At 71.1% G+C, this 20,644-nt stretch carries 17 protein-coding genes and 1 pseudogene; 14 read left to right on the forward strand and 4 right to left on the reverse strand.

Annotation, left to right across the window (positions count from 1 at the left end; translation table 11 throughout):
* Positions 1 to 126 precede the first annotated feature (126 nt).
* The 6 genes from AC792_RS09540 (at position 127) to AC792_RS09565 (ending at position 7,977) form a co-directional block, all read left to right on the forward strand.
* Positions 127 to 1,083 (forward strand): manganese catalase family protein, encoded by a 957-nt coding sequence (locus AC792_RS09540; protein ID WP_049830291.1) that lies wholly within the window; start codon positions 127 to 129, stop codon positions 1,081 to 1,083.
* 470 nt (positions 1,084 to 1,553) lie between these two features.
* Entirely contained in the window at positions 1,554 to 3,062 is a 1,509-nt protein-coding gene (locus AC792_RS09545; protein WP_235436585.1) for a glycosyltransferase, read from the forward strand.
* On the forward strand, positions 3,059 to 5,074 hold the full coding sequence (locus AC792_RS16995) for a glycosyltransferase family 39 protein (RefSeq protein ID WP_049830292.1): 2,016 nt from the start codon (positions 3,059 to 3,061) through the stop codon (positions 5,072 to 5,074). The genes AC792_RS09545 and AC792_RS16995 overlap by 4 nt, the downstream gene beginning before the upstream one ends.
* A 73-nt stretch (positions 5,075 to 5,147) precedes the next feature.
* Positions 5,148 to 6,041, forward strand: coding sequence for a DUF4397 domain-containing protein (locus tag AC792_RS09555; protein WP_049830293.1), 894 nt, complete (start codon positions 5,148 to 5,150; stop codon positions 6,039 to 6,041).
* On the forward strand, positions 6,038 to 7,192 hold the full coding sequence (locus tag AC792_RS09560) for a glycosyl hydrolase family 8 (RefSeq protein ID WP_049830294.1): 1,155 nt from the start codon (positions 6,038 to 6,040) through the stop codon (positions 7,190 to 7,192). Before AC792_RS09555 ends, AC792_RS09560 begins: the two co-directional genes overlap by 4 nt.
* A 14-nt stretch (positions 7,193 to 7,206) precedes the next feature.
* Positions 7,207 to 7,977 (forward strand): sortase domain-containing protein, encoded by a 771-nt coding sequence (locus AC792_RS09565; RefSeq protein ID WP_049830295.1) that lies wholly within the window; start codon positions 7,207 to 7,209, stop codon positions 7,975 to 7,977.
* 45 nt (positions 7,978 to 8,022) lie between these two features.
* On the opposite strand, the gene AC792_RS09570 is transcribed toward AC792_RS09565, so the two are convergent.
* The 3 genes from AC792_RS09570 to AC792_RS09580 all read right to left on the reverse strand — a co-directional run bounded on the left by AC792_RS09570 (position 8,023) and on the right by AC792_RS09580 (position 10,712).
* A complete protein-coding gene (locus AC792_RS09570; protein ID WP_049830296.1) occupies positions 8,023 to 8,415 on the reverse strand; it encodes a hypothetical protein in 393 nt (130 codons plus the stop codon).
* 305 nt (positions 8,416 to 8,720) lie between these two features.
* On the reverse strand, positions 8,721 to 9,752 hold the full coding sequence (locus tag AC792_RS09575) for an aldo/keto reductase (RefSeq protein ID WP_049830297.1): 1,032 nt from the start codon (positions 9,750 to 9,752) through the stop codon (positions 8,721 to 8,723).
* Positions 9,753 to 9,935: 183 nt separating this feature from the next.
* Complete coding sequence (locus AC792_RS09580; protein ID WP_049830298.1) at positions 9,936 to 10,712, reverse strand: thioesterase family protein; 777 nt, start codon at positions 10,710 to 10,712, stop codon at positions 9,936 to 9,938.
* Positions 10,713 to 10,988: 276 nt separating this feature from the next.
* Here AC792_RS09580 and AC792_RS09585 point away from each other — a divergent pair, with 276 nt between their 5' ends.
* From AC792_RS09585 to AC792_RS09595, 3 genes are all read left to right on the forward strand, one after another.
* Positions 10,989 to 12,527: a DHA2 family efflux MFS transporter permease subunit gene (locus tag AC792_RS09585; protein WP_082177621.1), complete on the forward strand. Its 1,539-nt coding sequence runs from the start codon at positions 10,989 to 10,991 to the stop codon at positions 12,525 to 12,527.
* Between the two features lie 205 nt (positions 12,528 to 12,732).
* Entirely contained in the window at positions 12,733 to 13,710 is a 978-nt protein-coding gene (locus AC792_RS09590; RefSeq protein ID WP_049830300.1) for an SGNH/GDSL hydrolase family protein, read from the forward strand.
* Between the two features lie 58 nt (positions 13,711 to 13,768).
* A complete protein-coding gene (locus AC792_RS09595) occupies positions 13,769 to 14,566 on the forward strand; it encodes a glycosyltransferase (RefSeq protein ID WP_049830301.1) in 798 nt (265 codons plus the stop codon).
* Positions 14,567 to 14,707: 141 nt separating this feature from the next.
* Here AC792_RS09595 and AC792_RS16435 read toward each other — a convergent pair.
* Positions 14,708 to 15,346: pseudogene (locus AC792_RS16435) on the reverse strand (DNA alkylation repair protein); the annotation flags it as partial.
* On the opposite strand from AC792_RS16435, the gene AC792_RS09605 reads away from it, so the two are divergent.
* The 5 genes from AC792_RS09605 to AC792_RS09625 form a co-directional block, all read left to right on the forward strand.
* A complete protein-coding gene (locus tag AC792_RS09605) occupies positions 15,252 to 16,139 on the forward strand; it encodes a ribonuclease Z (RefSeq protein WP_049830303.1) in 888 nt (295 codons plus the stop codon). The pseudogene AC792_RS16435 and the gene AC792_RS09605 overlap by 95 nt on opposite strands.
* A 162-nt stretch (positions 16,140 to 16,301) precedes the next feature.
* Entirely contained in the window at positions 16,302 to 17,288 is a 987-nt protein-coding gene (locus AC792_RS09610) for a hypothetical protein (protein WP_152916123.1), read from the forward strand.
* Positions 17,289 to 18,908: a hypothetical protein gene (locus AC792_RS09615; RefSeq protein ID WP_200903392.1), complete on the forward strand. Its 1,620-nt coding sequence runs from the start codon at positions 17,289 to 17,291 to the stop codon at positions 18,906 to 18,908. It abuts the gene before it with no gap.
* On the forward strand, positions 18,905 to 19,579 hold the full coding sequence (locus AC792_RS09620) for an ABC transporter ATP-binding protein (RefSeq protein ID WP_049830305.1): 675 nt from the start codon (positions 18,905 to 18,907) through the stop codon (positions 19,577 to 19,579). The genes AC792_RS09615 and AC792_RS09620 overlap by 4 nt, the downstream gene beginning before the upstream one ends.
* Positions 19,576 to 20,644: ABC transporter permease (locus AC792_RS09625; RefSeq protein ID WP_049830306.1), on the forward strand; the 1,069-nt coding region annotated here is incomplete at its 3' end. The genes AC792_RS09620 and AC792_RS09625, both read left to right, overlap by 4 nt.

Consider the following 20,644-nt stretch of genomic DNA (forward strand, 5'->3'; position numbering starts at 1 on the left):
GCGCGGGATAGCAAAGTCGGCGCCCGGAGTCCATCGGGGTGCGGCGGCGCGGGGGACGATTGCCGTCGTCCGCGGCGTGGGTGAGGGTGGGCAGTGGTGGCACCGTGCCACGCCTGAGGAGGCATCATGTTCTTCCACGTCCAGCAACTGATCAACGAAATCATCCCCGACGAGCCCGATCCCGCGGCAGCGAACGCACTCCAGGAGGGCCTCGGTGGCCAGTTCGGCGAGATGCGGACCATGATGCAGTACCTCTTCCAGAGCATGAACTTCCGCGGGGCATCGGCGAAGCCCTACCGTGACCTCATCCAGGGGATCGGGACCGAGGAGATCAGCCATGTGGAGCTGATCGGTACCACCATCTCGCGGCTGCTCGACGGCTCCCCCCGGTACCAGGGGAAGCTCGACGACCCCCTCGACACGCCGGGCGCAGGCGGCTCGATCCCGCTGAACCTCGCCCTGTCCGAGGGCAACATCCACCACTACCTCGTCGGAGCCCAGGGTGCTCTGCCCGTGGACTCGGCGGGCAACCCGTGGAGCGGCAGCTACGTGTACAACTCGGGGAACCTCCCCCTGGACCTGCTCTACAACCTGATGCTGGAAGCCACCGGTCGCCTGCAGAAGTGCCGGATGTACGAGATGACGGACAACAAGACCGCCCGCTCCACGATCGCCTACCTGATCGTGCGCGACCAGGCGCACGAGAACGGCTACGCCAAGGCCCTGGAGACGCTGGGGGTCAACTGGAAGTCCCTGCTGCCCATCCCGAAGACCAACGCCGAGAAGTTCCCCGAGGTCAAGAAGCTCGTGGACCTCGGGCTGCAGAGCAAGCAGTACACCTTCGATCTCAAGGGGCAGTCGGAGGCCGGCAAGATCTACCAGGGGCTCTCCCCCTCGAACGACGGCACCATGCTGGATGCCAGCGAGCAGGCACCCGAGGGGGTCCCGTCCACGATCGCGGACGAACGCCTCGAGGAGTTCGCGCCGGGCCTGGACCCGGACCTGCTCGCACTGATCCAGGCCACCGCCGACATGGAGATGGCGGACATCGACGCGACGTTCGGTCCCATGACCGCGAGCTGACCCGTCCGGGAACCGATCCCGGGCGGATGACCCGGAACGGATGACACGGAGGACCCTGCACCCACCGGGTGCGGGGTCCTCCGTCGTCGTACCCGCAATCGCCCCGGAGCTCTCGGTGGTGATGCTGTTCGTAGCCGATGACGCCCCGGATGGCTCCAGCCGGTGGAACCCGGTGATTCCCGGCCGTCTCCGGCCGTGGGGTGCTCGGGAACGAGTGGTGCCTACTCGTGCCATCTGCCCCTGCCCTTCCCTAGCGTGGGACGCGAGGAAGGCGATCCAGGTCTCAGCGGATCGTCCTTCCGGGTCAACGCACCGCCGTCACTGCCGACAGCACTGATGTGAGCCGTGCAGGGTCTCCCTCAGCCGCCGTGTGGACCCAGCGTAGAAGTGGCGACGACGTCCCATGGTCATCGTCCTCGTACGCGCTTCGGCCCCAGCCCGACCACGCTCCGAAGGATCGAGAACCCACGATGGACCTACCAGAGGACGCTCCCGATGTGCGGGCAGCCGACCCGGCGCCCCTGCTGACCCCGCTCCCGGAGGATCCCCTGCCCGTGGACCCCGCGGGGCCGAACCGTGGAGAGCTACCGGTCCCCGGATCCGAGGGTGGTCTCTCCGGATCCTCCCCGTTCGACTGGTCGGTGTGGGAGTGGCTGGGCTACGGGGCCATGATCGTGGTGGCCCTCCTGCTGACGGCGATCGCCGTCACCACGCTCTGGTGGATGCTGCACGCGTGGCGGTCCCGTGACAGTCTCCAGCGCACGGGCTTCTCCAGGGCCCCTCGCCCCGCCGCCCACTCGTTCAGCCTCCTGGTGCCCGGGCGGCACGAGGAGGAGGTGATGGGCCAGACCCTGGACCGGCTGGCCGAACAGGACCACCCCGACTTCGAGGTCATCGCCATCGTGGGACACGACGACCCCGGGACGGAAGCCGTTGCCCGTGCCGCGGCCGCCCGCCACCCGGAGCTCATCAAGGTGGTGGTGGACTCCTCCGTCCCGAAGAACAAGCCCAAGGCGCTCAACCTGGCGCTCGACACCGCTCGGGGCAGCGTGATCGGTGTCTTCGACGCGGAGGACGACGTCCACCCGCGACTGCTCTCCCTCGTGGATTCACGCTTCAGCGAGACCGGCGCCGACGTGGTGCAGGGCGGCGTCCAGCTGATGAACTTCCACAGCTCCTGGTGGTCGCTCCGGAACGTCCTGGAGTACTACTTCTGGTTCCGCTCCCGCCTGCACTTCCACGCCAACGCCAAGTTCATCCCGCTCGGGGGCAACACCGTGTTCATCAAGCGGGTGTGGCTCGACTGGTCCGAGGGGTGGGACGCGGAGTGCCTTGCCGAGGACTGCGAGGTGGGCGTCCGCCTCTCCAGCCAGGGAGCCACGGTGGCCGTGGCCTACAGCCCCGAGGTGGTCACCCGGGAGGAGACGCCGGGAACCCTGACGTCCCTGTTCAAGCAGCGCACGCGCTGGAACCAGGGGTTCCTGCAGGTGCTGGGCAAGGGTGAGTGGCGCAAGCTCCCCAGCGCCCGCCAGCGCCTGTTCGCACGCTACATCCTCGCCATGCCGTTCCTGCAGGCCGCCACGGGTCTGCTGATCCCGTTGTCGATCATGCTCATCCTGTTCGCCAAGGTCCCGGTGGTCGTGGCGCTGATCACCTTCCTCCCGCTCGGCCCCACCCTCGTCACCCTCGCGGTGGAAGCCGCCGGACTGAACGAGTTCGGCCGTCTCTACGGCAGGAAGGTCCGGGTGCGCGACTACGTCCGGCTGATCCTCGGGACCTTCCCCTACCAGGTCTTCCTCGCGGCCGCAGCCGTACGTGCGGTCTACCGCCAGCTCCGCGGGGAGAACTCCTGGGAGAAGACGGAGCACTCCGGGGCCCACCGGACCGAGGCCCCGGTGCGGCCCGAGGAGCGTGAGCTGGTGGCGGCCGGTGCGTCGAGGCCCGCGCAGGGCAGGCACGCGGAAGGAGCATCGTCATGAGCACCTCGCTCGATCGGGTACGTGTGGCCGAACGGCCCACACCGCCCCCCGCACCCCCTGCCGCTCCCCCCACCTCGGACGGCCGGACCCTCGGCCGGAGGTGGGACCGGTGGCGGCGGATCCACGGCCGCGCACCCCTCCACCTGATTCCCCTCCTCCTGATCACGGGCATCGTGCAGGCATGGAACCTGGCGGGTGCTCCGCAGCGGATCGACGACGAAGGCACGTACGTGGCCCAGGCCTGGGCCATCTCGAACCTCGGTGAGCTGGCGCACTACACCTACTGGTACGACCACCCCCCGCTGGGCTGGATCCAGCTCGCCGCCTACACCGACCTGACCGGGGCGTTCTCACGCTGGGACACCGCCGTCATGGCGGGACGCGAGGCCGTCCTGGTGGCCACCCTCGTCTCCACGGCACTGCTCTGGCTCCTCGGACGGAAGATCGGCCTGTCCCGGGGCACAGCCACGGCGGCAGCACTCCTCTTCGCGCTGTCCCCCCTAGCCCTGCAGTTCCACCGCACCGTGTACCTGGACAACATCGCCACCCCGTGGCTCCTCGGGGCCCTGATCCTGGCGATGAGCAGGAAGCATCAGCTGGCCGAGTTCGTGGGCGCGGCCGTCCTCTTCGGCATCGCCGTCCTGACCAAGGAGACCTATCTCCTGGCGCTGCCGCTGCTCGCCTACGTGATGTACCGGTCGGCCTGGCCGGCGACGCGCCGCTACACGCTCTCCGTCGCGGCCAGCATGCTCGTGCTCGTGGGCCTCGGCTATCTCCTCTTCGCGGCGATCAACGGCGAGCTCTTCCCCGGCCAGGATCGCGTGAGCCTCGTCGACGGGGTGGCGTTCCAGCTCGCGTCCCGCGAATCGAGCGGTACCGTCGCCGATCCGGACAGCCTCATCAACCGCACCCTGGCCATGTGGTGGCAGCTCGACCCGGTCTTCATCACGGCAGGCCTCGCCGCGGCCGCCGTTGCGCTCTTCCTGCGACCCCTGCGCCCGTACGCTCTCCTGGTGCTCGCGCTCGTCGCCTTCATGTTCCGCCCAGGGAGCTATCTGCCCGTCCCCTACGTGATCATGCTGCTGCCCTTCGCAGCGCTGCTCGTGGCGGGTACGGCCGGGTGGGCCGTGCGGCAGCTCCGCTCCGGCACCAACGGTGCACTCCTGATGTCCGTCACGGTCCTCAGTGCGCTGGCGATCGCGGCGCTGGTGGCCGTGCCGCTGTGGGCCACCCAGTTGCGGGGTTTCCTCCTCGCGGATCTCGACCGGCCCGGCGTGCAGGCGCAGGAATGGGTGGAGGAGAACGTGGCGCGCTCGGACCGCCTGATCGTGGACGACTCCATGTGGGTGGACCTGGTCAGCAGCGGCTTCGACCGTGACAACGTGATCTGGTACTACAAGCTGGACACGGACAGCGACGTGATGGAGGCGTCCCCCAACGGGTGGCGTGACTCCGACTACATCATCACCACCGATTCCATGCGCACCTTCCCCGAACAGTTCCCCCAGGTGGATCAGGCGCTCTCCAACTCCGAGGTGGTGGCGTCCTTCGGCACGGGCCCGCAGACGGTGGATGTCCGGCGGATCCACCCCGGCGGTCTCGAGGAGCAGAACGGGCTGCGTGCCGAACAGGACGCGCAGCGCGCCGACATCGGAGGGGACCTGACACGCAACCCTGCCCTGGATCTCTCCGCCGAAGCGCGGGCACAGCTCGCGGCCGGGCAGGTGGACGCGCGGATCGTTGTGGCACTCGGACTGCGGGCGTCCATGGACAGCTCCATCACCGCGTCCTTCCCCGCCCGGGACGGCGAGGACGGGTCCCTGCGACGCCAGGTGCTCCTCTCGGCGACGGACGGCACGGACCTCGGTGAGGACACCACCCGGGCGGCGGCCGTCCGCTCCTGGTTCGAGAATCTGCAGCCCGTGCTCGCACCCGCCTCGGTGCAGGAGACGGACGACGGCGTACTGGTCACCTTCCCCCTCGACCAACCGGCGGCACTCCTGCCGGGGTGACACGCCCTGCAGTTCCATTCCATTTCCATTCCATTTCCATTCCACTTCCATTCCACTTCCGAGGAGTTCACCCATGACATCCCGCACCCCACGATCCCGCTCCACCCACCGTCCGCTCCTGAGCCTGCTCGGCACGGTGGCCGTCCTTCTCTCGCTGGTCCTCACGGCCGCCCCGTCCAACGCCTCGGAGCAGTCGTCGACGTCGGAGGGGTGGGCTCGCGTGGCACACCTGTCCCCCGACACGAAGGCCGTGGACGTGGCGCTCACGGCCGTCGCGGGAGGCCGGACGCTCCTCGAGCTCGAGGACGTGGCGTACGGCGACGTCTCCGACTACGTGCGACTGGCCGTGGGGACCTACCTCGTGGAGATGGTGCCCGCCGGGAGCCCCGTCGACACCGCCCCGGCGATCAGCGAGGTGATCCGTGTGCAGGCCGGGCAGCCCATCACCCTGGCCGTGCTCGGAACGAACGACGACCTCACCACGGAGATCTTCCAGGACGACCTCACTCCCCCGGCGGACGGCGAGGCCCGGGTCCGCGTGCTCCAGGCCAGCACCGTGGCGGAGTCGGTGGACATCGCCACCACCACGGGTGACATCATCGCGACGGACGCCCGGCAGAACCAGGTCACCGGATACGCCACCGTGGACGACGGCCCCTGGGACCTCGAACTCACGAACGGTTCGGAGACCAGCTCCGCGGAGGTGGACCTCCGGTCGGGGAGCGTCAACACCCTGCTGGTCCTCGACAACGCGTCCGGCGGACTGACCGTCAAGGCGATCTCCGACAGCGGTTCGGTGAGCGACACCCCGGTGGGCGGCACGAACACCGGTGCGGCACCGGCCGTCGCCGGACCGGTGGACGCCGGGTGGATCGTGGTACCGGTGACAGCCCTGCTGGGCGCGATCGCCCTCGTGGTGCTCCGCGGTGCAGGGCGTGGCCCGGTGGCGGCAGCGCGGCGCCGATGAGATCGGGGCGGACCCCCCGCTGGCTCGTCCTCAGCATCGTCCTCGCCGCCGCGGTCGTCGTCCTGCTCGCCCTGTGGGCCACCGGGATCCTGCGCCCGGGGGCCGGGCCGGAGGGCACGGCGGAGGAACCGGCTCCACCGCCGACGGAGGAGACGACGAGCCCGCAGGAGGCGTCCGCCGACTTCCTCGACACCTGGGTGGACGACGACGGACGGGTGGTCCGCCGCGACCAGGGGAACGACACCGTGAGTGAGGGCCAGGCCTACGGCCTGCTGATCGCCGTGGGCGCCGACGACGAGGAACGGTTCTCCACCATCTGGGACTGGACCCGCACGAACCTGGTGCGCGAGGACGGGCTGCTCGCCTGGCGGTGGCAGGACGGTGCCGTGGTGGACGACGAACCGGCGTCGGACGCGGATCTCGATGCCGCACGCGCCCTGGTCCTGGCCGGGGAGCGCTTCGACCGCCCGGAGTTCACCGACGCCGGCCTCGCACTCGCCGACGTGGTCCTCGACGAACTGACCGCCTCCACCCCGCTGGGGAGGATCATGCTGCCCGGGCTGTGGGCCCAGGGCGGTCCCGACTACTTCTACAACCCGTCCTACGCATCCCCCGCGGCCTTCGCCCAGCTCGGCGCCGCATCCGGCGACCCGCGCTGGGAGGAACTCGAGGAGGGCGCCACGGCGGTCGGTGCTGCTCTGCTCGCCGCGAGCCCGCTCCCCCCGGACTGGGCGCAGATCACCGCGGACGGAGGCACGAACGCGATGCCCGGGGCGGCCGGCACGGGTGACGACGTCCGGTACAGCTACGACGCCGCGCGATTGCCCCTGCGGTACGCCGAGTCGTGCAGGGGCGAGGATCGTGACCTCGCCGCCGCGGTGCTTGCGCCCCTGACCCGCCAGGAGGATCTACCTGCGGCCCTGGACCTCGGCGGCACGGCGGTGAACCCCGACGAGCACCCCCTCGGGTACCTCGCGCGGGCCGCAGCACGGACCGCCGACGGCGACCGGCGTGCCGCGGACGACGACGTACGGCTCGCCGTGTCCCTCGACGAGCAGTTCCCCACCTACTACGGTGCCGCGTGGATCACCCTGGGACGACTGATGCTCGAGACCGACGACCTGGGCGGTTGCTCGCCCTCCGCCGCATGAGAGGAGGACCAGGCATGGTCCACGGCAGCGAAGCCCGACGCCTCGACCGGCTGGTGCTCGGCGCCCTGCTGGTGGGCGCCCTCACCGGGTGCGGGGCGGCGGGAGGGGCGGAGACCACCGCTCCGCCGGAGGACCCGCGCGGCGGAACCGCTGCCGCGGCCGCCGCACCCGCGTCCGCGCCGCCCTCGGCCACCCCGCGCACGGACGCCCCGCTCCCGACGCCGGAGGGCACCGGAAGCACATCGTCCGCCACGTCACCCGCCGCATCGTCCGCGGCGGCGGCGGCCGCCGGTCGTATCCAGGACCCGACGTCGTCGGTGGAGGTCCCCGTCACCACGGAAGCCCCCACCAGGGTGCGCATCCCGTCCATCGGCGTCGATGCGCCCCTCGAGGTCCTGTCCGTGGACGCGGACGACGCCCTGCAGCCCCCGGTGGCCTGGGAGGCGGCCGGGTGGTACGACGGCAGTCCGGTACCGGGCGAGCGGGGCCCCGCGGTGATCGCCGGTCACCTGGTGGGACCCACCGATGCGGCGGTCTTCGTGGATCTGGGGTCACTCGCACCCGGTGACCTGGTGTCGGTGGACCGGGCGGACGGGACCAGCGCCACGTTCGCGGTGGACCGCACCATCTCGGCCGAACGGACCGACTCCTTCCCCACCTCGGAGATCTACGGCCCCACCCCGGACGCCCAGCTGCGGCTCATCACGTGCGACGGCGAGTACGATCCGTCGCGGGGTCACTGGACCCGCAACATGGTGGTCTTCGCATCCGAGGTCGGCCCCTAGACCGGGCGGCGGGCACCACCACCGGCCGGGCGGACGGGACCGGGGTCAGGCCGGCGGCTGATCCGTCGCGGGGCCCCGACCCGGCGCGGAGTCGTCGAGCAGCCACCAGACGTCGTCGGTGGTGTAGCCGCGGGCCTGGTGCTCGCTCTGCGCGTGGGCATCCAGGGTACGTCTCAGCACCGCCGCAGTGACCCACTCGCCGAGCGGGTCCGCCCGTGCGGACCATCCCCGTACCTCGTCGTCGGCCGGGAGGACCACCCTGACCCCATAGGGTCCCCGGAAGTCCCCCACCGGCCCTTCGAACCGCACACTCAGACAGCCGTGGCGGACCTCGGCGGAGCTCAGGCGCAGCCCGCTGTAGCTGGGGCATCTGCCGAAGGCGTCCTCCGTGGCACGGACGTAGTCCTCGGCGGTGGGTGGTGCGAGCTTGCTGGTCACGTGTCTCAGGTCTCCTGGGAGGAATCGGGTGGTGCGGGCCGTGCGGGCCCCGCTCCACCCCGGTGTTCGGAGCGGTTCCCCCGACGGGTGGCCGGCGCGGTGGTCCTCCCGCGCCGGAGGAGCCGGGCGACGTCGTCGCGCAGGCTCCGCCACGGTCCCTGCGGGGGGTCGACGTCCTCGGGATCGTGTACCCATGGTAGGAGCGCGTACCGCAGGACGGACACCGCATTCCCGTCAGTTTTCCCCGAAGAAACGTTTTCCGGGCACGGAGGCACCGTGCTCCGGGCGGAGCACAGGGCCGGGACCTACCGGCCGCCGTCGATCCTGCGGCTCCGCTGCTCGGTGCCGGGTCCGCCGTACGGGTAGTCGCCGAAGGTCGGCACGCTGACCTCGTCGAGGCGGTCCAGCTCCTCCCGTGTCAGCGTGAGACCGGCCGAACCGAGATTGTCCGCGAGCTGGTCCTGCGAGCGCACCCCCAGGATCACCGAGGTCACCGCGGGTTTCGCGGCCACCCAGGCGAGCGCCACCTGCGAGGCGTTCACGCCGCGCTCGGCGGCGAGCCCGGTGACGGCGTCGACGATCCGCCAGGTGCGCTCCTCCGCGTTGCGCTTCTCCCACGCCTCCATGCCACGTGCAGGGTTCTCGCCGAGGCGGGTGCTGCCCGTCGGTGCGGTGTCCCTCGAGTACTTGCCCGTCAACCACCCGCCCCCGAGGGGGGACCAGGGCAGGATCCCCATGCCGGCGTCGAGCACGGCGGGGACGATCTCCGCCTCGATCTCACGGACCAGCAGCGAGTACTGGGGCTGGAGGGTCACCGGCACCGAGTAGCCGCGCTGCCGTGCCGTCATCACGGCCTTGGTGAGTTGCCACCCCGTGTAGTTGGAGAACCCGTAGTAGCCGATCCTGCCCTGCACCACGGCCTCGTCCAGGAAGCCGAGGGTCTCCTCGAGGGGGGTCAGCGGGTCCCAGGCGTGCACCTGGTAGAGGTCGATGTGGTCCACGCCGAGCCTGGTGAGGGAGGCGTCGAGTGCGCGGCGGAGGTGCCTGCGTGAGAGTCCGAGGTCGTTGACGCCGTCGCCCATGGGGAAGCGACCCTTCGAGGCGAGGACCATGGTGTCCCGTTCGGCCGGGTTCTTCGAGAGCCAGCGCCCGATGATCTCCTCGGACACCCCGGCCGAGTAGACGTCCGCGGTGTCGATCAGGTTGCCGCCCGCTGCTGCGTAGTCGGACAGGATCGCGTGGGATGCCGCCTCGTCCGCCTCCGCCCCGAAGGTCATGGTGCCGAGGGCGAGGTGGGACACCGAGGTGCCGCTGTTGCCCAGTTTCCGATACTCCATGTGCCTGCTCCTTCGCTCGTGCTGCACTCGGCGTCGTCCGTCGTGGCACGGACGCCCTCCCCGAAGAGTAGTGAGCCGCACGCGCTCGTGGCACCCCATGCGACCATCGAGCACCGCACCGGCGTCCTTGCTATGCTCTGCGCCGCCTCGCGGGGACCCGCCCCGGCGCGCCCGACCGAGAGGTCACAGCTTCCGCACGGTGAGGATCTGCTCGATCCGACCGAAAGGACCGGCGAGGTCGTGGACCACGCTGGAGGTCAGTCCCACCCCGTGGGCACCGAACGTCACGCGGGTGTCGAGTCCGAGCCACTCGCCCTCGGGCAGGCGGTGCAGGTGGACCTGCAGATCCACGTTCGGGAACATCCAGCTGTCACCACCCGGAGGAACGCGTGCCGCGATCCCGTTCGCCGCGTCCATCATGCCCACCAGGCGGACGACGTCGGGGCTCACCTGCCCCTCCACGGTGCTGTACGGGGTGCGCAGCCACACCTGACCCCGGCCTGCCCGGTGCCCCGGTACCACCCGGACCTCGAGCGATTCGATGAAACCCCCGGGCCAGGCGGTCATGCCCTCGTGCGGGCCGGCGTCCCCCGGCCCAGGGATGCGGGGGTCCTCGACGGCGGCGACGCCGGCGGTGTCCTGCGTGCTCAGGCGCCAGGCCCGTGCCACCACGGCCGTCCTCCCGCCTGCTTCCATGCGGGCCTCGAGCAGCTCGATGGTGCGGCCCGGCCGGATGACCTCCACGTGCACCTCGAACCTGCCGCCGGGGATCATCCCGAGGATGTCGAAGCTCATCCTCGCGAGCTGCAGGCCGGGGCGGGGCTCATGGTCCAGCAGGCACCGGGTCAGCAGACCCGAGACGGGCGCCATGTGCTGCTCGGAGGGATTCCAGGCGCCCTGCGCGTGCCGGGTGGACTCGAAGCTCCCGCCTCCGAGGTGTCGGTAATAGGCATCGGGCATGGTGCTTCTCCTTCGTCGAGCCGTGGTGGACCCGGCGCGGCCCACCACTGTCATAGCACCGATCGGGCACCGCTCCCCACGCTCCCGGCAGGACCAGCCACGTCCGTCCGGGCACGCAGCAGGTGTCACCCCGTAGGACGGACGGCGGAATAGAGTGCGACGAGGCATGGTTCAGCACCACTGGTGGGGTCTGCCCTGCAGCACCCCGGTATGACCATGGCACACCGGCACAGCGATCCGGTGAGTGCCTCAGTACTTCGAACTGAGCGGAACCTGATGACCAACAGTCCTTCGTCGCGCGTGTCGAACCCCCCGCCGGGCCCCCCCGCCCCTGCCGGGCCGGAGGTGGAAGTCACCGAGACCGCCGGGAACCCCGGCACCCCGGGCAACGGCCCCCTCCCCGCACGGGACAAGCTGGTGATCACGCTGCTGCTCATCTCGGCCTTCGTGGTGATCCTCAACGAGACCATCATGGGTGTGGCCATCCCGCGGCTGTCCGAGGACCTCGGCGTCTCCTTCAGCACCGGTCAGTGGCTGACCACGGCCTTCCTGCTCACCATGGCCGTGATCATCCCCATCACCGGGTTCCTGCTGCAGCGCTTCAACACCCGCCCCATCTTCATCACCGCCATGACGCTGTTCAGCATCGGCACCCTGATCGGTGCCCTGGCCCCCGGCTTCGGGATGCTGGTGACCGGCCGTGTGGTCCAGGCCAGTGGTACGGCCATCATGATGCCGCTGCTCATGACCACGGTGCTCACCCTGGTGCCGCCCGCATCGCGCGGCAAGATCATGGGGAACATCTCGATCGTGATCGCCGTGGCGCCCGCGCTCGGTCCCAGTATCTCGGGGGCCATCCTCAGCGCCTTCGACTGGCGCTGGATCTTCTGGCTCGTGCTGCCGATCGCGCTGACCGCCCTCGGCATCGGCTACGCCAAGATGCAGAACGTCACCACACCCGAGCAGTCCTCCATCGACGTGCTGTCCGTGCTCCTCTCCGGACTGGCCTTCGGTGGACTGATCTTCGGCTTCAGCCAGCTCGGCGAGGCCTCCGAGGGCAGCAGCATCCCGCCGATGCTCCCGCTGGTGGCCGGGATCGTGTTCCTCGCACTGTTCATCACCCGTCAGCTGCTGCTGCAGCGCCGTGACGCCGCGCTGCTGGATCTGCGAGTGTTCACCTCGCGCAACTTCACGGTGTCCATCGTGGCGATCGTGGTGACCATGATGGCCCTCTTCGGGTCCATCATCCTGATCCCCATCTACGTCCAGGAGGTCCTGGGCCTGGACCCCTTCGCGTCGGGTCTGCTCCTGCTGCCCGGCGGTCTGATCATGGGCCTGCTGGGACCGGTGGTGGGGCGCATCTACGACCGCCGTGGCCCGCGCGTGCTCCTGGTACCCGGGTCGCTCATCGTCAGTGCGGTGTTCTGGTCCCTGACCCGGGTCACCGAGAACACGTCCACCTGGTCGGTCCTCGCCGCGCACGTGGTGATGAGCATCGGCCTCGCCCTGATCTTCACCCCCCTGCTCACCTCGGCCCTCGGCTCGGTGCAGCCGCGACTGTACTCCCACGGCAGCGCCGTCTTCGGCACCACGCAGCAGCTGGCCGGCGCCGCCGGGACGGCCCTGTTCATCTCGGTGATGACCCTCCAAGGCGCGGCGCTCGCCGCCGACGGCGTGGCGGAGCTCCCGGCGATGGCCGGTGGTATCCGTGCCGCGTTCCTCTACGGCGCCATCATCTTCGTGCTGGCCGTGATCACCTCGTTCTTCGTGCGGAAGCCCGAGGAGAACGCGGACACCCCGGCTGCGGTGCACTAGCGGCCCCGGATTCCTCCGGTTCCACTGACCGGGCCCCGTCGGATCCCATCCGGCGGGGCTTCGTCGTCCCCGCCGCCGGCACAGGACGGTGGTCAGGATTCACCGTGGTTTCCGCGGGTTTCCACCCGTGGTCCCGTGTCCCGTGCGCACCTCCTTGTAGCCTGATGGACGACGCCGATCGGGGGTACGGCGAGAACGGGTGGGAATGAGCAGCAGGTCACGATCGAACAGGCCGTCGGGACGTCGGCGCAGGGCCGGTATCGCCCTCCTCTCACTGGTGCTGCTGGCCGGTGGGACCCTTCCCGTCTCCGCCACGGAGCAGCCGGACACGACGGGCGCCTTCGGGGGCGCCGCCCCCGGGTCCGACGTCGCGACGCATCGCGTCCACGAGGTCCTACGCCCGGCACCGCATGCGGGTCCGCGGACCCCGGCACGGCAGGCGCCCGCGCCGGGCGCCCTACGACAGGCGCCGGCCACCTCCACGCAGCTCGCCGTGGGCAGTTTCGCGAAGAACTCCATCACGGGCCGTCGGGAAGTGGTGGTCCCCGACATCCGGCGCACGGCGGTGCTCATCGGCGACTCGCAGTCGGGGGGTGAGGACACCTGGCCGCAGCTCGCCCTGCGCGAGCTCGGATACTCGGTGAGCTTCGCCGGAGCCGGCGGCACAGGGTTCGTGGCCGCCAACGAGTCGGGAGCATCGAACTACTACGACTCCCTGACCTCCGGTGCGTGGACACTCCCCCACGGTGATCCCGCCCTGATCGTGCTCGAGGGTGGCGGCAACGACGCCGGCTCCGGTGCTTCCGACGACGCGATCCTCGCCAGTGCGAACGGGCTGATCCTCGCGATGGAACGCACCTACCCGCACTCCCGGATGGTGATGATCAGCACCCTGAGCAGGAGCACCGCCGACGGCGGGGGCCGGCGGGCGGAGGTGGACGCGCTCCTCGGCGGGCTCGCCGAGCTGCGGGGCATCCCGTTCGTCTCCACCGGGGACTGGTTGACCACCTACGGCCTGGAGGACCTCCTCGCCGACACGGTGCACCTGGGCCCCGCCGGTCACCAGCGCGCCGCAGATCTCCTGGAAGGCAGACTCGCGGCCCTGAAGCTGACCGCGGAGGACGCCCGGCTCCGGGCGGCACCGGCGAGCGCCGGGACGGGACACGTCGAGCCGCTCGAGTGACGCCCGCCCCGCTCGCGGGCAGGACGGCCCGTGCAGCAGGGCGGCCTAGAGTGGGAGGATGACCCCCACCGACAGCGAGCCGACCGGTAGATCCTCCGCCACCCCCCTCGCCGTCGTCGTCCCCGTGTTCAACGAACCCGGCATCGCCCGGACCCTGGAGGCCCTGTACGGGCAGCAGGACCGCGGGGACCTCCGGGTGTACGTGGTGGACAACAACTCCTCGGACGACACCGCCGAACGCGTGGCACGGTTCGCGGCCGCTCATCCGGACCTGCCCGTGCACGTGCTGCACGAGGGGCAGAAGGGTACCGGTGCCGCCAGTGACACCGGGTTCCGTGCGGCGATCGCCGACGGCGTCCACCTCGTGGCCCGCACCGACGGCGACAGCGCGCCGGAGCCGGACTGGGCGCGACGGATCCGCGACGTGTTCCGCGCGCATCCCGAGGTCCAGCTGCTCGGTGGCACCAGCATCCCGCTCCGCGACCGTGACTTCCGCTGGGGGGATCACCTCCTGATGCCGGGGGCGCTCGTCCTGCTGAGGATCATGCTGTCCCTCGAGCACCTCAACGTCCGGTACCTGCGTGCGGTGGCCGGGCACAACATGGCCGTGCGCTCCACCGCGTACCTGGCCAGCGGGGGGATCGGCCGCACCTCGATCGACACGCGCGACGAGGACATCGAGTTCTCCGTGCGGGTCTCCCGGACGCTCGGCCACCGTGCCGTGCGCATCGACAACCGGTTGCGGGTCGCCACGTCCATGCGGCGGGTCAGGCGCTACGGCTTCGGCCTCATGGGCATCCACCCCCTGATGCCGGCGCCCCGCGGGAGACCCCCCCGCACCATCGACCTCCGGTAGCCGGCCCCCGGCCCAGGACCCGGTGCCCGCCGCCCCGCGCACCAGGGCCAGGGCCCCCCCCCCCCCCGGCCCCCGCCCCCGCCGCGCTCCCGCGCCGAGCCGCACCGTCCGGCGGAGGTGCGCGTCGTCGCCGTCGCCTGCACGGAAGGCCGCCAGATGGGTCAGCACGGCGGCCCGGCGGAGCCAGGCGTCCTCGGCTGCGGCCCAGCGCTCCAGCACCGTGCGCGCCCGGGCCGCATCGGCCGTCCCCAGGCGCGGGAGCAGCGCCCCGACCACGTCGACGGCGGGGGGGGCCCCCCGGTCCCGGATCCCCGCCGAGCGGAGGAATCCCTCGATCCGGGTGAGGGCCGAGGCGCGCAGCGTGGCCCCCGGGGCCCGGGCGGCCGACTGCAGGAGCACCGCCGCCGCGAGGCGCCGCTCGAACACCGGGCGGGACCACAGCTCCGAGGCGAGGGCGGTGAGATCGTCGTGCCCCTGGTCGGGGAACTTGCGCATCGCATTGCGGACGGTGCCGCGCACGGCGCCCACGGAGGCCCCGTAGTAGGTGAGCACCTCTCCCCACGAGCGCTCGTACTCCTCGGCCCGCTCCCACGAACTCTCGTACTGCAGGGCCTCATCGATGAAGTCCGCAGCAGCACTCATGCTCCCAGCGTAGAACGTGCCCGGCCGGTGCCAGACTGGTGCCATGCGTGAGCTCGTGGTCCTCGGGACCGCCTCCCAGGTCCCCACCCGTACCCGCAACCACAACGGGTACCTCCTGCGGTGGGAGCAGGAGGGCATCCTCTTCGACCCCGGCGAGGGGACGCAGCGCCAGCTGATCCACGCGGGCGTGTCCGCGTCCAGGATCACGCGCATCTGCCTCACGCACGTGCACGGGGACCACTGCTTCGGGCTGCCCGGTGTGCTCTCCCGCATGGTGCTCGACGGCGTCCGGCACCCCGTGCACCTGCACTACCCGGCATCGGGCGAGGACGTGGTGCGGGCCCTCGTCTCCCTCGCCACACCGGGACTCGATCTGCGGCTCGTGCCGCACGGTGCGGCCGGCGTAATCGCGGACGGCCTCGAGGTCGAACCGCTGCATCACCGCATCGAGGCGTACGGCTATCGCGTCACCGAGCCCGACGGGCGGTCCTTCCGGCGGGACCTGCTGGCCGCCGCGGGGATCGAGGGGCCCGCGGTGGGGCGGCTGGTCCGTCAGGGGCGGCTCGGGGACGTCCGGCTCGAGGACGTCAGCGTGCACCGGCGCGGTCGGCGGTTCGCGTTCGTCATGGACACCGCACCGTGCGACGGCGCGTACGAGCTGGCCGACGGCGCCGACCTGCTGGTCGCGGAGAGCACCTTCGCGGACGGGGACGCACCGCTCGCGGCGCAGTACCTGCACCTCACCGCCGGGCAGGCGGGATCGCTCGCGGGAGCGGGCGGGGTGGGCAGGCTGGTCATAACGCACTTCTCGTCGCGGTACGACGACGTCGGGGTGCTCGCGGAGCAGGCCCGGGCGACGGCGGGGGCGGCGGACGTCGTCGCGGCGGCGGACCTGGACCGCGTCCCTCTCCCGCCGCGGACCCGTTCCTGACCGGGCGGATCCGCTGCACCATGACGAGACCATGGCGGAGCCGTGACGGAGCCGTGATGAAACCGTGACGGTGCAGCGGAGGAAGTCGTCCTGAGGTATGACGTGGAACACGTTCCCGGCGGGCTAGCATGCACTAGTCCCGCCCTCAGGAAGAAGGAATCCATGCGTCTCTCGCCCTCTCTCACCGCAGTGCTCTGCGCCTCCCTCGGCGGCTCCCTCCTGCTGGCGGGATGTGCTTCGTCCGAGGAGACCACGACCGCCGAGGAGTCCCCGCTGACGCAGTACTTCTCCGCGGCCTACGGGGGTGACCTCAGCCCCGAGGAGCAGGAGGAGCAGTTCCGCGAGGACAACCGCGAGCGGGAGGAGCTCGTGGCGCAGTGCATGACCGAGGAGGGCTTCGAGTACATCCCCAATGTGCAGAACGCCTCGTTCATGAGCGGGGGCGAGTGGGAACCGGACTCCCGGGAATGGGTGGCCCAGTACGGGTACGGGATGATCAACTACCCGGGCCGGGACGAGCCGGTCCCGGAGGAGGAGCAGTACGTCGACGCCAACCAGGACTACATCGAGTCCCTGTCGGAGTCGGAGCAGACCGCCTTCTTCGAGGCCCTGCACGGTCCGATGCCGGACGAGGAAGCCATGATGTCGGACGAGCCGATGGAGTACGACTGGACCACCGCCGGCTGCTTCGGATGGGCCGAGAACGAGCGCGGCGGTGGTGAGGATCCCTTCTCCACGGAGGAGCACAAACCCCTCATGGACGCGATGGACGAGTTCTACCAGAACACCATGGACTCCCCCGAACTCGCGGAGATCGATGCCGCGTGGTCCTCCTGCATGTCCGACGCCGGCCATCCGGGATTCTCCGCCCAGTACGACGCGCAGACCAGCATCAACGAGGCGTCGAACGCCCTGTACGAGAGCAGTGCGGGGGCGGCGCCCGAGGAGATGGTCATGCCCGACGAGGCGGCCATGGCGGACCTGGGCGAGAAGGAGATCGAGCTCGCCCTCGCGGACCTGGACTGCCGGGAGGAGACCGACTACCGGGAGCGGCAGCAGGAGGTCCAGTTCGAGCAGGAGCAGCAGTTCGTGGACGACCACCAGGACCAGCTGGAGGCCCTGAAGGCCGACATCGAGCAGGGGCGCTGAGTGGCCGGTCTCCGTCGTCGACGCGCACGACCCGTGGAGCAGGGAGAGGGGACACCACCCACCGAGGGCCTGGACCTGATCCTCGACGATCCCGAGGATGCGCCGGAGGAGAGACGCCGCCGGGGGTCCTTCCTCGCCGGCGGGGCAGCGGTCTACCGGCAGAACCGGACCCTGTGGATCGTCGCGGCCGTGGCCCTGCTCGGCCTGGTGGCCGGGCTGCTCCTCGGGCGGTTCGTGGTCTCCCCCGCCGATGCGGCTGCAGGCACCGAACCACCGACGCCGGGACTGGTCACCGTACCCGTGGAGTTCGGCCCGCTCAGCAATGACGTCACCATCCGCGGCGAGGTCGCCTACGCCGATCCGGTGGAGGTGCGCATCGACACCAGCACGGTTCCCGGGGTGGCGGTGGTCACCGGGCAGGTTCCCGAGGAGGGCTCGGAGCTCGGGGAGGCATCGATCGCCCTGGAGATCGCGGGCCGCCCCGTGATCGTGCTGCCCGGGGAGCTCCCCGCGTACCGCACGCTCCGGCTCGGGGTGGAGGGCCCGGACGTGGTGCAGTTCAAGACCGCCATGCGCGCACTCGGCCTCGATGCCGGGGACCCCGCGGACGCCGTCTTCGGTGTGGAAGCGGCCGTCGCGGTGGAGGCGCTCTACGGACGGGTGGGCTACGCCACCCCGGACTCCGAGGAGGGCAGCGAGGAATCGCTGCGTGCCGCCCAGGAGTTCGTCCGCTCGGCGGAGCAGGGACTCCTCACTGCACAGAACGACCTCGCGACCACCCCGGTGGGCGCCACCCCCGTGGAGATCCGACAGGCGGACAACGCCATCGCGAGTGCCAGCCGCGAGTTCGAGGCCGCCCGGAGCGCCGATCCGCAGGATCCGGTGCAGCTCGGCAACCTCCTCGACACCCTGGAGCTCGCCCAGCTGCAGCGGCAGGAGCTCGGCGCGGACCGCACCGATGCCACGGAGCGGGCGGCGGTGGACGCCGCGCTGGTGCAGCTGACGCAGGCCCAGGAGGAACTGGCGCGTGCCGAGGAAGCCGCGCTGCCGTCCCTGCCGGCCGGCGAGGTGCTGTTCCTGGCCGATCTGCCGCGCCGCGTGGACGCGGTCACGGCGGAGCGCGGGAGCATCCTCGAGGGCGCGGCCATGACGGTCTCGGGGGCGACGCTCGGGCTGAGCGGTTCGGCCGCGGAGGCGGACGCCCGTCTGCTGGAGGCGGAGGACCGCGCGACGTTCGAGTTGCCGGACGGTGCGCCGCACGAGGCCACGGTGCTCGCCGTGGGCCCGGGTGAGGGTGATACCTCGCGCTGGACCATCGAGCTGGAACCCGACCCGCTCACCCCGGAGCAGATCCAGGAGCTCCAGGGCTCCAACGTGCGGGTATCGATCGCGGTGGGTGCCACGGACGGCGACGTGCTCTCGGTGCCCTTCGCGGCGCTGACCGCGGGTCCCGGGGGTGAGACCCGCGTCGAGGTCTCCGAGGGCGATCCCCGCGAGGGCGAGCGCGCTGCCACGCGCCTCGTCGTCGTGCGCAGCGGGCTGGCGACCTCCGGCGCCGTGGAGGTGACACCGCTCGAGGGCGAGCTGTCCGAGGGGGACCTCGTGGTGGTGGGCCGGTGACCACGCCGCTGGTCGAACTGCGTGACGTCACGCGGTCCTTCCCCGGTCCCCCCGAGGTGCAGGCCCTGAAGGGCGTCAACCTCACGGTGAACGACGGCGAGTACGTCTCCATCGTGGGTCCGAGCGGATCAGGGAAGTCCACGATGCTCAACATCCTGGGGCTCCTGGACCGGCCGAGCGTGGGCGAGTACCGCATCGACGGTCACCTCACCGGCAGTCTGGACGAGGACACCCGTGCCGCGGTGCGCGCGCAGCGCATCGGGTTCGTGTTCCAGGCGTTCCACCTCATGCCGCGCCGCACCGTGCTCGAGAACGTGATGCTGCCCATGCTGTACAGCGGCACACCGCGTGCCGAGCGCGAGGACCGCGCCCGTCAGGCCCTGGACCGAGTGGGCCTGACGCACCGGATCGGGTTCCTGCCCGGCACCCTGTCCGGCGGCGAGCGCCAGCGGGTCGCGGTGGCCCGCGCCGTGGTGACGCGCCCCAGTCTGCTCCTGGCCGACGAGCCCACCGGCAACCTGGACGGGGTCACCACCGCGGACGTGATGCACCTGTTCGAGGAACTCGTCACCGACGGCCTGGCGCTCATCATCATCACGCACGACCAGGCGGTGGCCGGGCGCGCGCCCCAGTGCATCCGGATCGCCGACGGACGCGTGGTGGGATCGTGAGCAGGCGCGCACGTCGCTCCTCGGGGGCCCCCACCACGGTGCTCGATGAGGCGGACGCACCGGAGGGTCAGGACCTGCTGGTACCCGTACCCGCGGCGGACCGGTTCAGCTTCCTGGATCTGCTCCTCGAGGCGATCTCGGACATCGGCACGCGTCCCGGCCGGCTCCTGATGACTCTCGCGGGGACCATCCTGGGCATCGGCGCCCTCGTGGCCACCATCGGCTTCGCGCAGACCACCGCCGGTCAGCTCGCCCGGCAGTTCGACGCCTTCGCCGCCACGCAGCTCGTCGCCTCCCCCGCGGAGGCACGGACTGCGGAGGGGAACAGCGTGGCCACCGCCCGGCTGCCCTGGGACGCCGTGGAGCGTGTCGAACTGCTCGCGGGCGTGGACCGGGCGGCACTCGTGGGAGAGGTGGGGCTGGAGGAGGGAACCGTCACCGCGGAGCCGGTCAATGATCCGTCCGCTCCGAGCACGGCCGCGCCGCGGGTGTTCGCGGCGGCGGCCGGTCTCGTCGACACCCCCGAGGGGCACGTGGTCCACGGGAGGCTCTTCGACGAGGGCCACGATGCCCGGCAGGACCGGGTGGCGATGCTCGGGCAGCGTCTCGCGGAGCGCCTCGGGATCACGCGGGTCGATTCCCAGCCCTCGATCTTCATCGACGGCCTGCCCTACGCCGTGATGGGGGTGTTCGACGGCGTGCAGCAGCGCGCCGAACTGCTCGACAGCGTGGTGATCCCCACGGGAGCGGCCCGCCGTGACCACGCGCTCACCACCCCGGGTGAGCTGCAGGCGCGGATCGCGATCGGCGCCGGACCGCAGGTGGCCGGGCAGGCCGTGGTGGCGCTCGCCCCGGACGCCACGGACACCGTCAGCGTGGCAGCACCGCAGGGACGCTCGGACCTGGCGGCCGACGTCCAGGCGGACGTCAACCTCATCTTCGTGGTGATCTCCGTGATCGTGCTCCTCGCCGGCGGGGTGGGTATCGCGAACGTGACCATGCTCTCGGTGCTCGAGCGCACCGGTGAGATCGGGCGCCGCGGCGCCATCGGGGCCCCCCGCCGGC

Source organism: Arthrobacter sp. RIT-PI-e (assembly GCF_001187915.1).
In the GTDB taxonomy this organism is placed as follows: Bacteria; Actinomycetota; Actinomycetes; order Actinomycetales; family Micrococcaceae; genus Arthrobacter_D.

What these genes read in the sequence shown, in the direction of transcription:
- AC792_RS09540 (WP_049830291.1), top strand. Translation starts at nt 127, where the DNA reads ATGTTCTTCCACGTCCAGCAACTGATCAACGAAATCATCCCCGACGAG.
- AC792_RS09545 (WP_235436585.1), top strand. Translation starts at nt 1,554, where the DNA reads ATGGACCTACCAGAGGACGCTCCCGATGTGCGGGCAGCCGACCCGGCG.
- AC792_RS16995 (WP_049830292.1), top strand. Translation starts at nt 3,059, where the DNA reads ATGAGCACCTCGCTCGATCGGGTACGTGTGGCCGAACGGCCCACACCG.
- AC792_RS09555 (WP_049830293.1), top strand. Translation starts at nt 5,148, where the DNA reads ATGACATCCCGCACCCCACGATCCCGCTCCACCCACCGTCCGCTCCTG.
- AC792_RS09560 (WP_049830294.1), top strand. Translation starts at nt 6,038, where the DNA reads ATGAGATCGGGGCGGACCCCCCGCTGGCTCGTCCTCAGCATCGTCCTC.
- AC792_RS09565 (WP_049830295.1), top strand. Translation starts at nt 7,207, where the DNA reads ATGGTCCACGGCAGCGAAGCCCGACGCCTCGACCGGCTGGTGCTCGGC.
- AC792_RS09575 (WP_049830297.1), bottom strand. Translation starts at nt 9,752, where the DNA reads ATGGAGTATCGGAAACTGGGCAACAGCGGCACCTCGGTGTCCCACCTC.
- AC792_RS09580 (WP_049830298.1), bottom strand. Translation starts at nt 10,712, where the DNA reads ATGCCCGATGCCTATTACCGACACCTCGGAGGCGGGAGCTTCGAGTCC.
- AC792_RS09585 (WP_082177621.1), top strand. Translation starts at nt 10,989, where the DNA reads ATGACCAACAGTCCTTCGTCGCGCGTGTCGAACCCCCCGCCGGGCCCC.
- AC792_RS09590 (WP_049830300.1), top strand. Translation starts at nt 12,733, where the DNA reads ATGAGCAGCAGGTCACGATCGAACAGGCCGTCGGGACGTCGGCGCAGG.
- AC792_RS09595 (WP_049830301.1), top strand. Translation starts at nt 13,769, where the DNA reads ATGACCCCCACCGACAGCGAGCCGACCGGTAGATCCTCCGCCACCCCC.
- AC792_RS09605 (WP_049830303.1), top strand. Translation starts at nt 15,252, where the DNA reads ATGCGTGAGCTCGTGGTCCTCGGGACCGCCTCCCAGGTCCCCACCCGT.
- AC792_RS09610 (WP_152916123.1), top strand. Translation starts at nt 16,302, where the DNA reads ATGCGTCTCTCGCCCTCTCTCACCGCAGTGCTCTGCGCCTCCCTCGGC.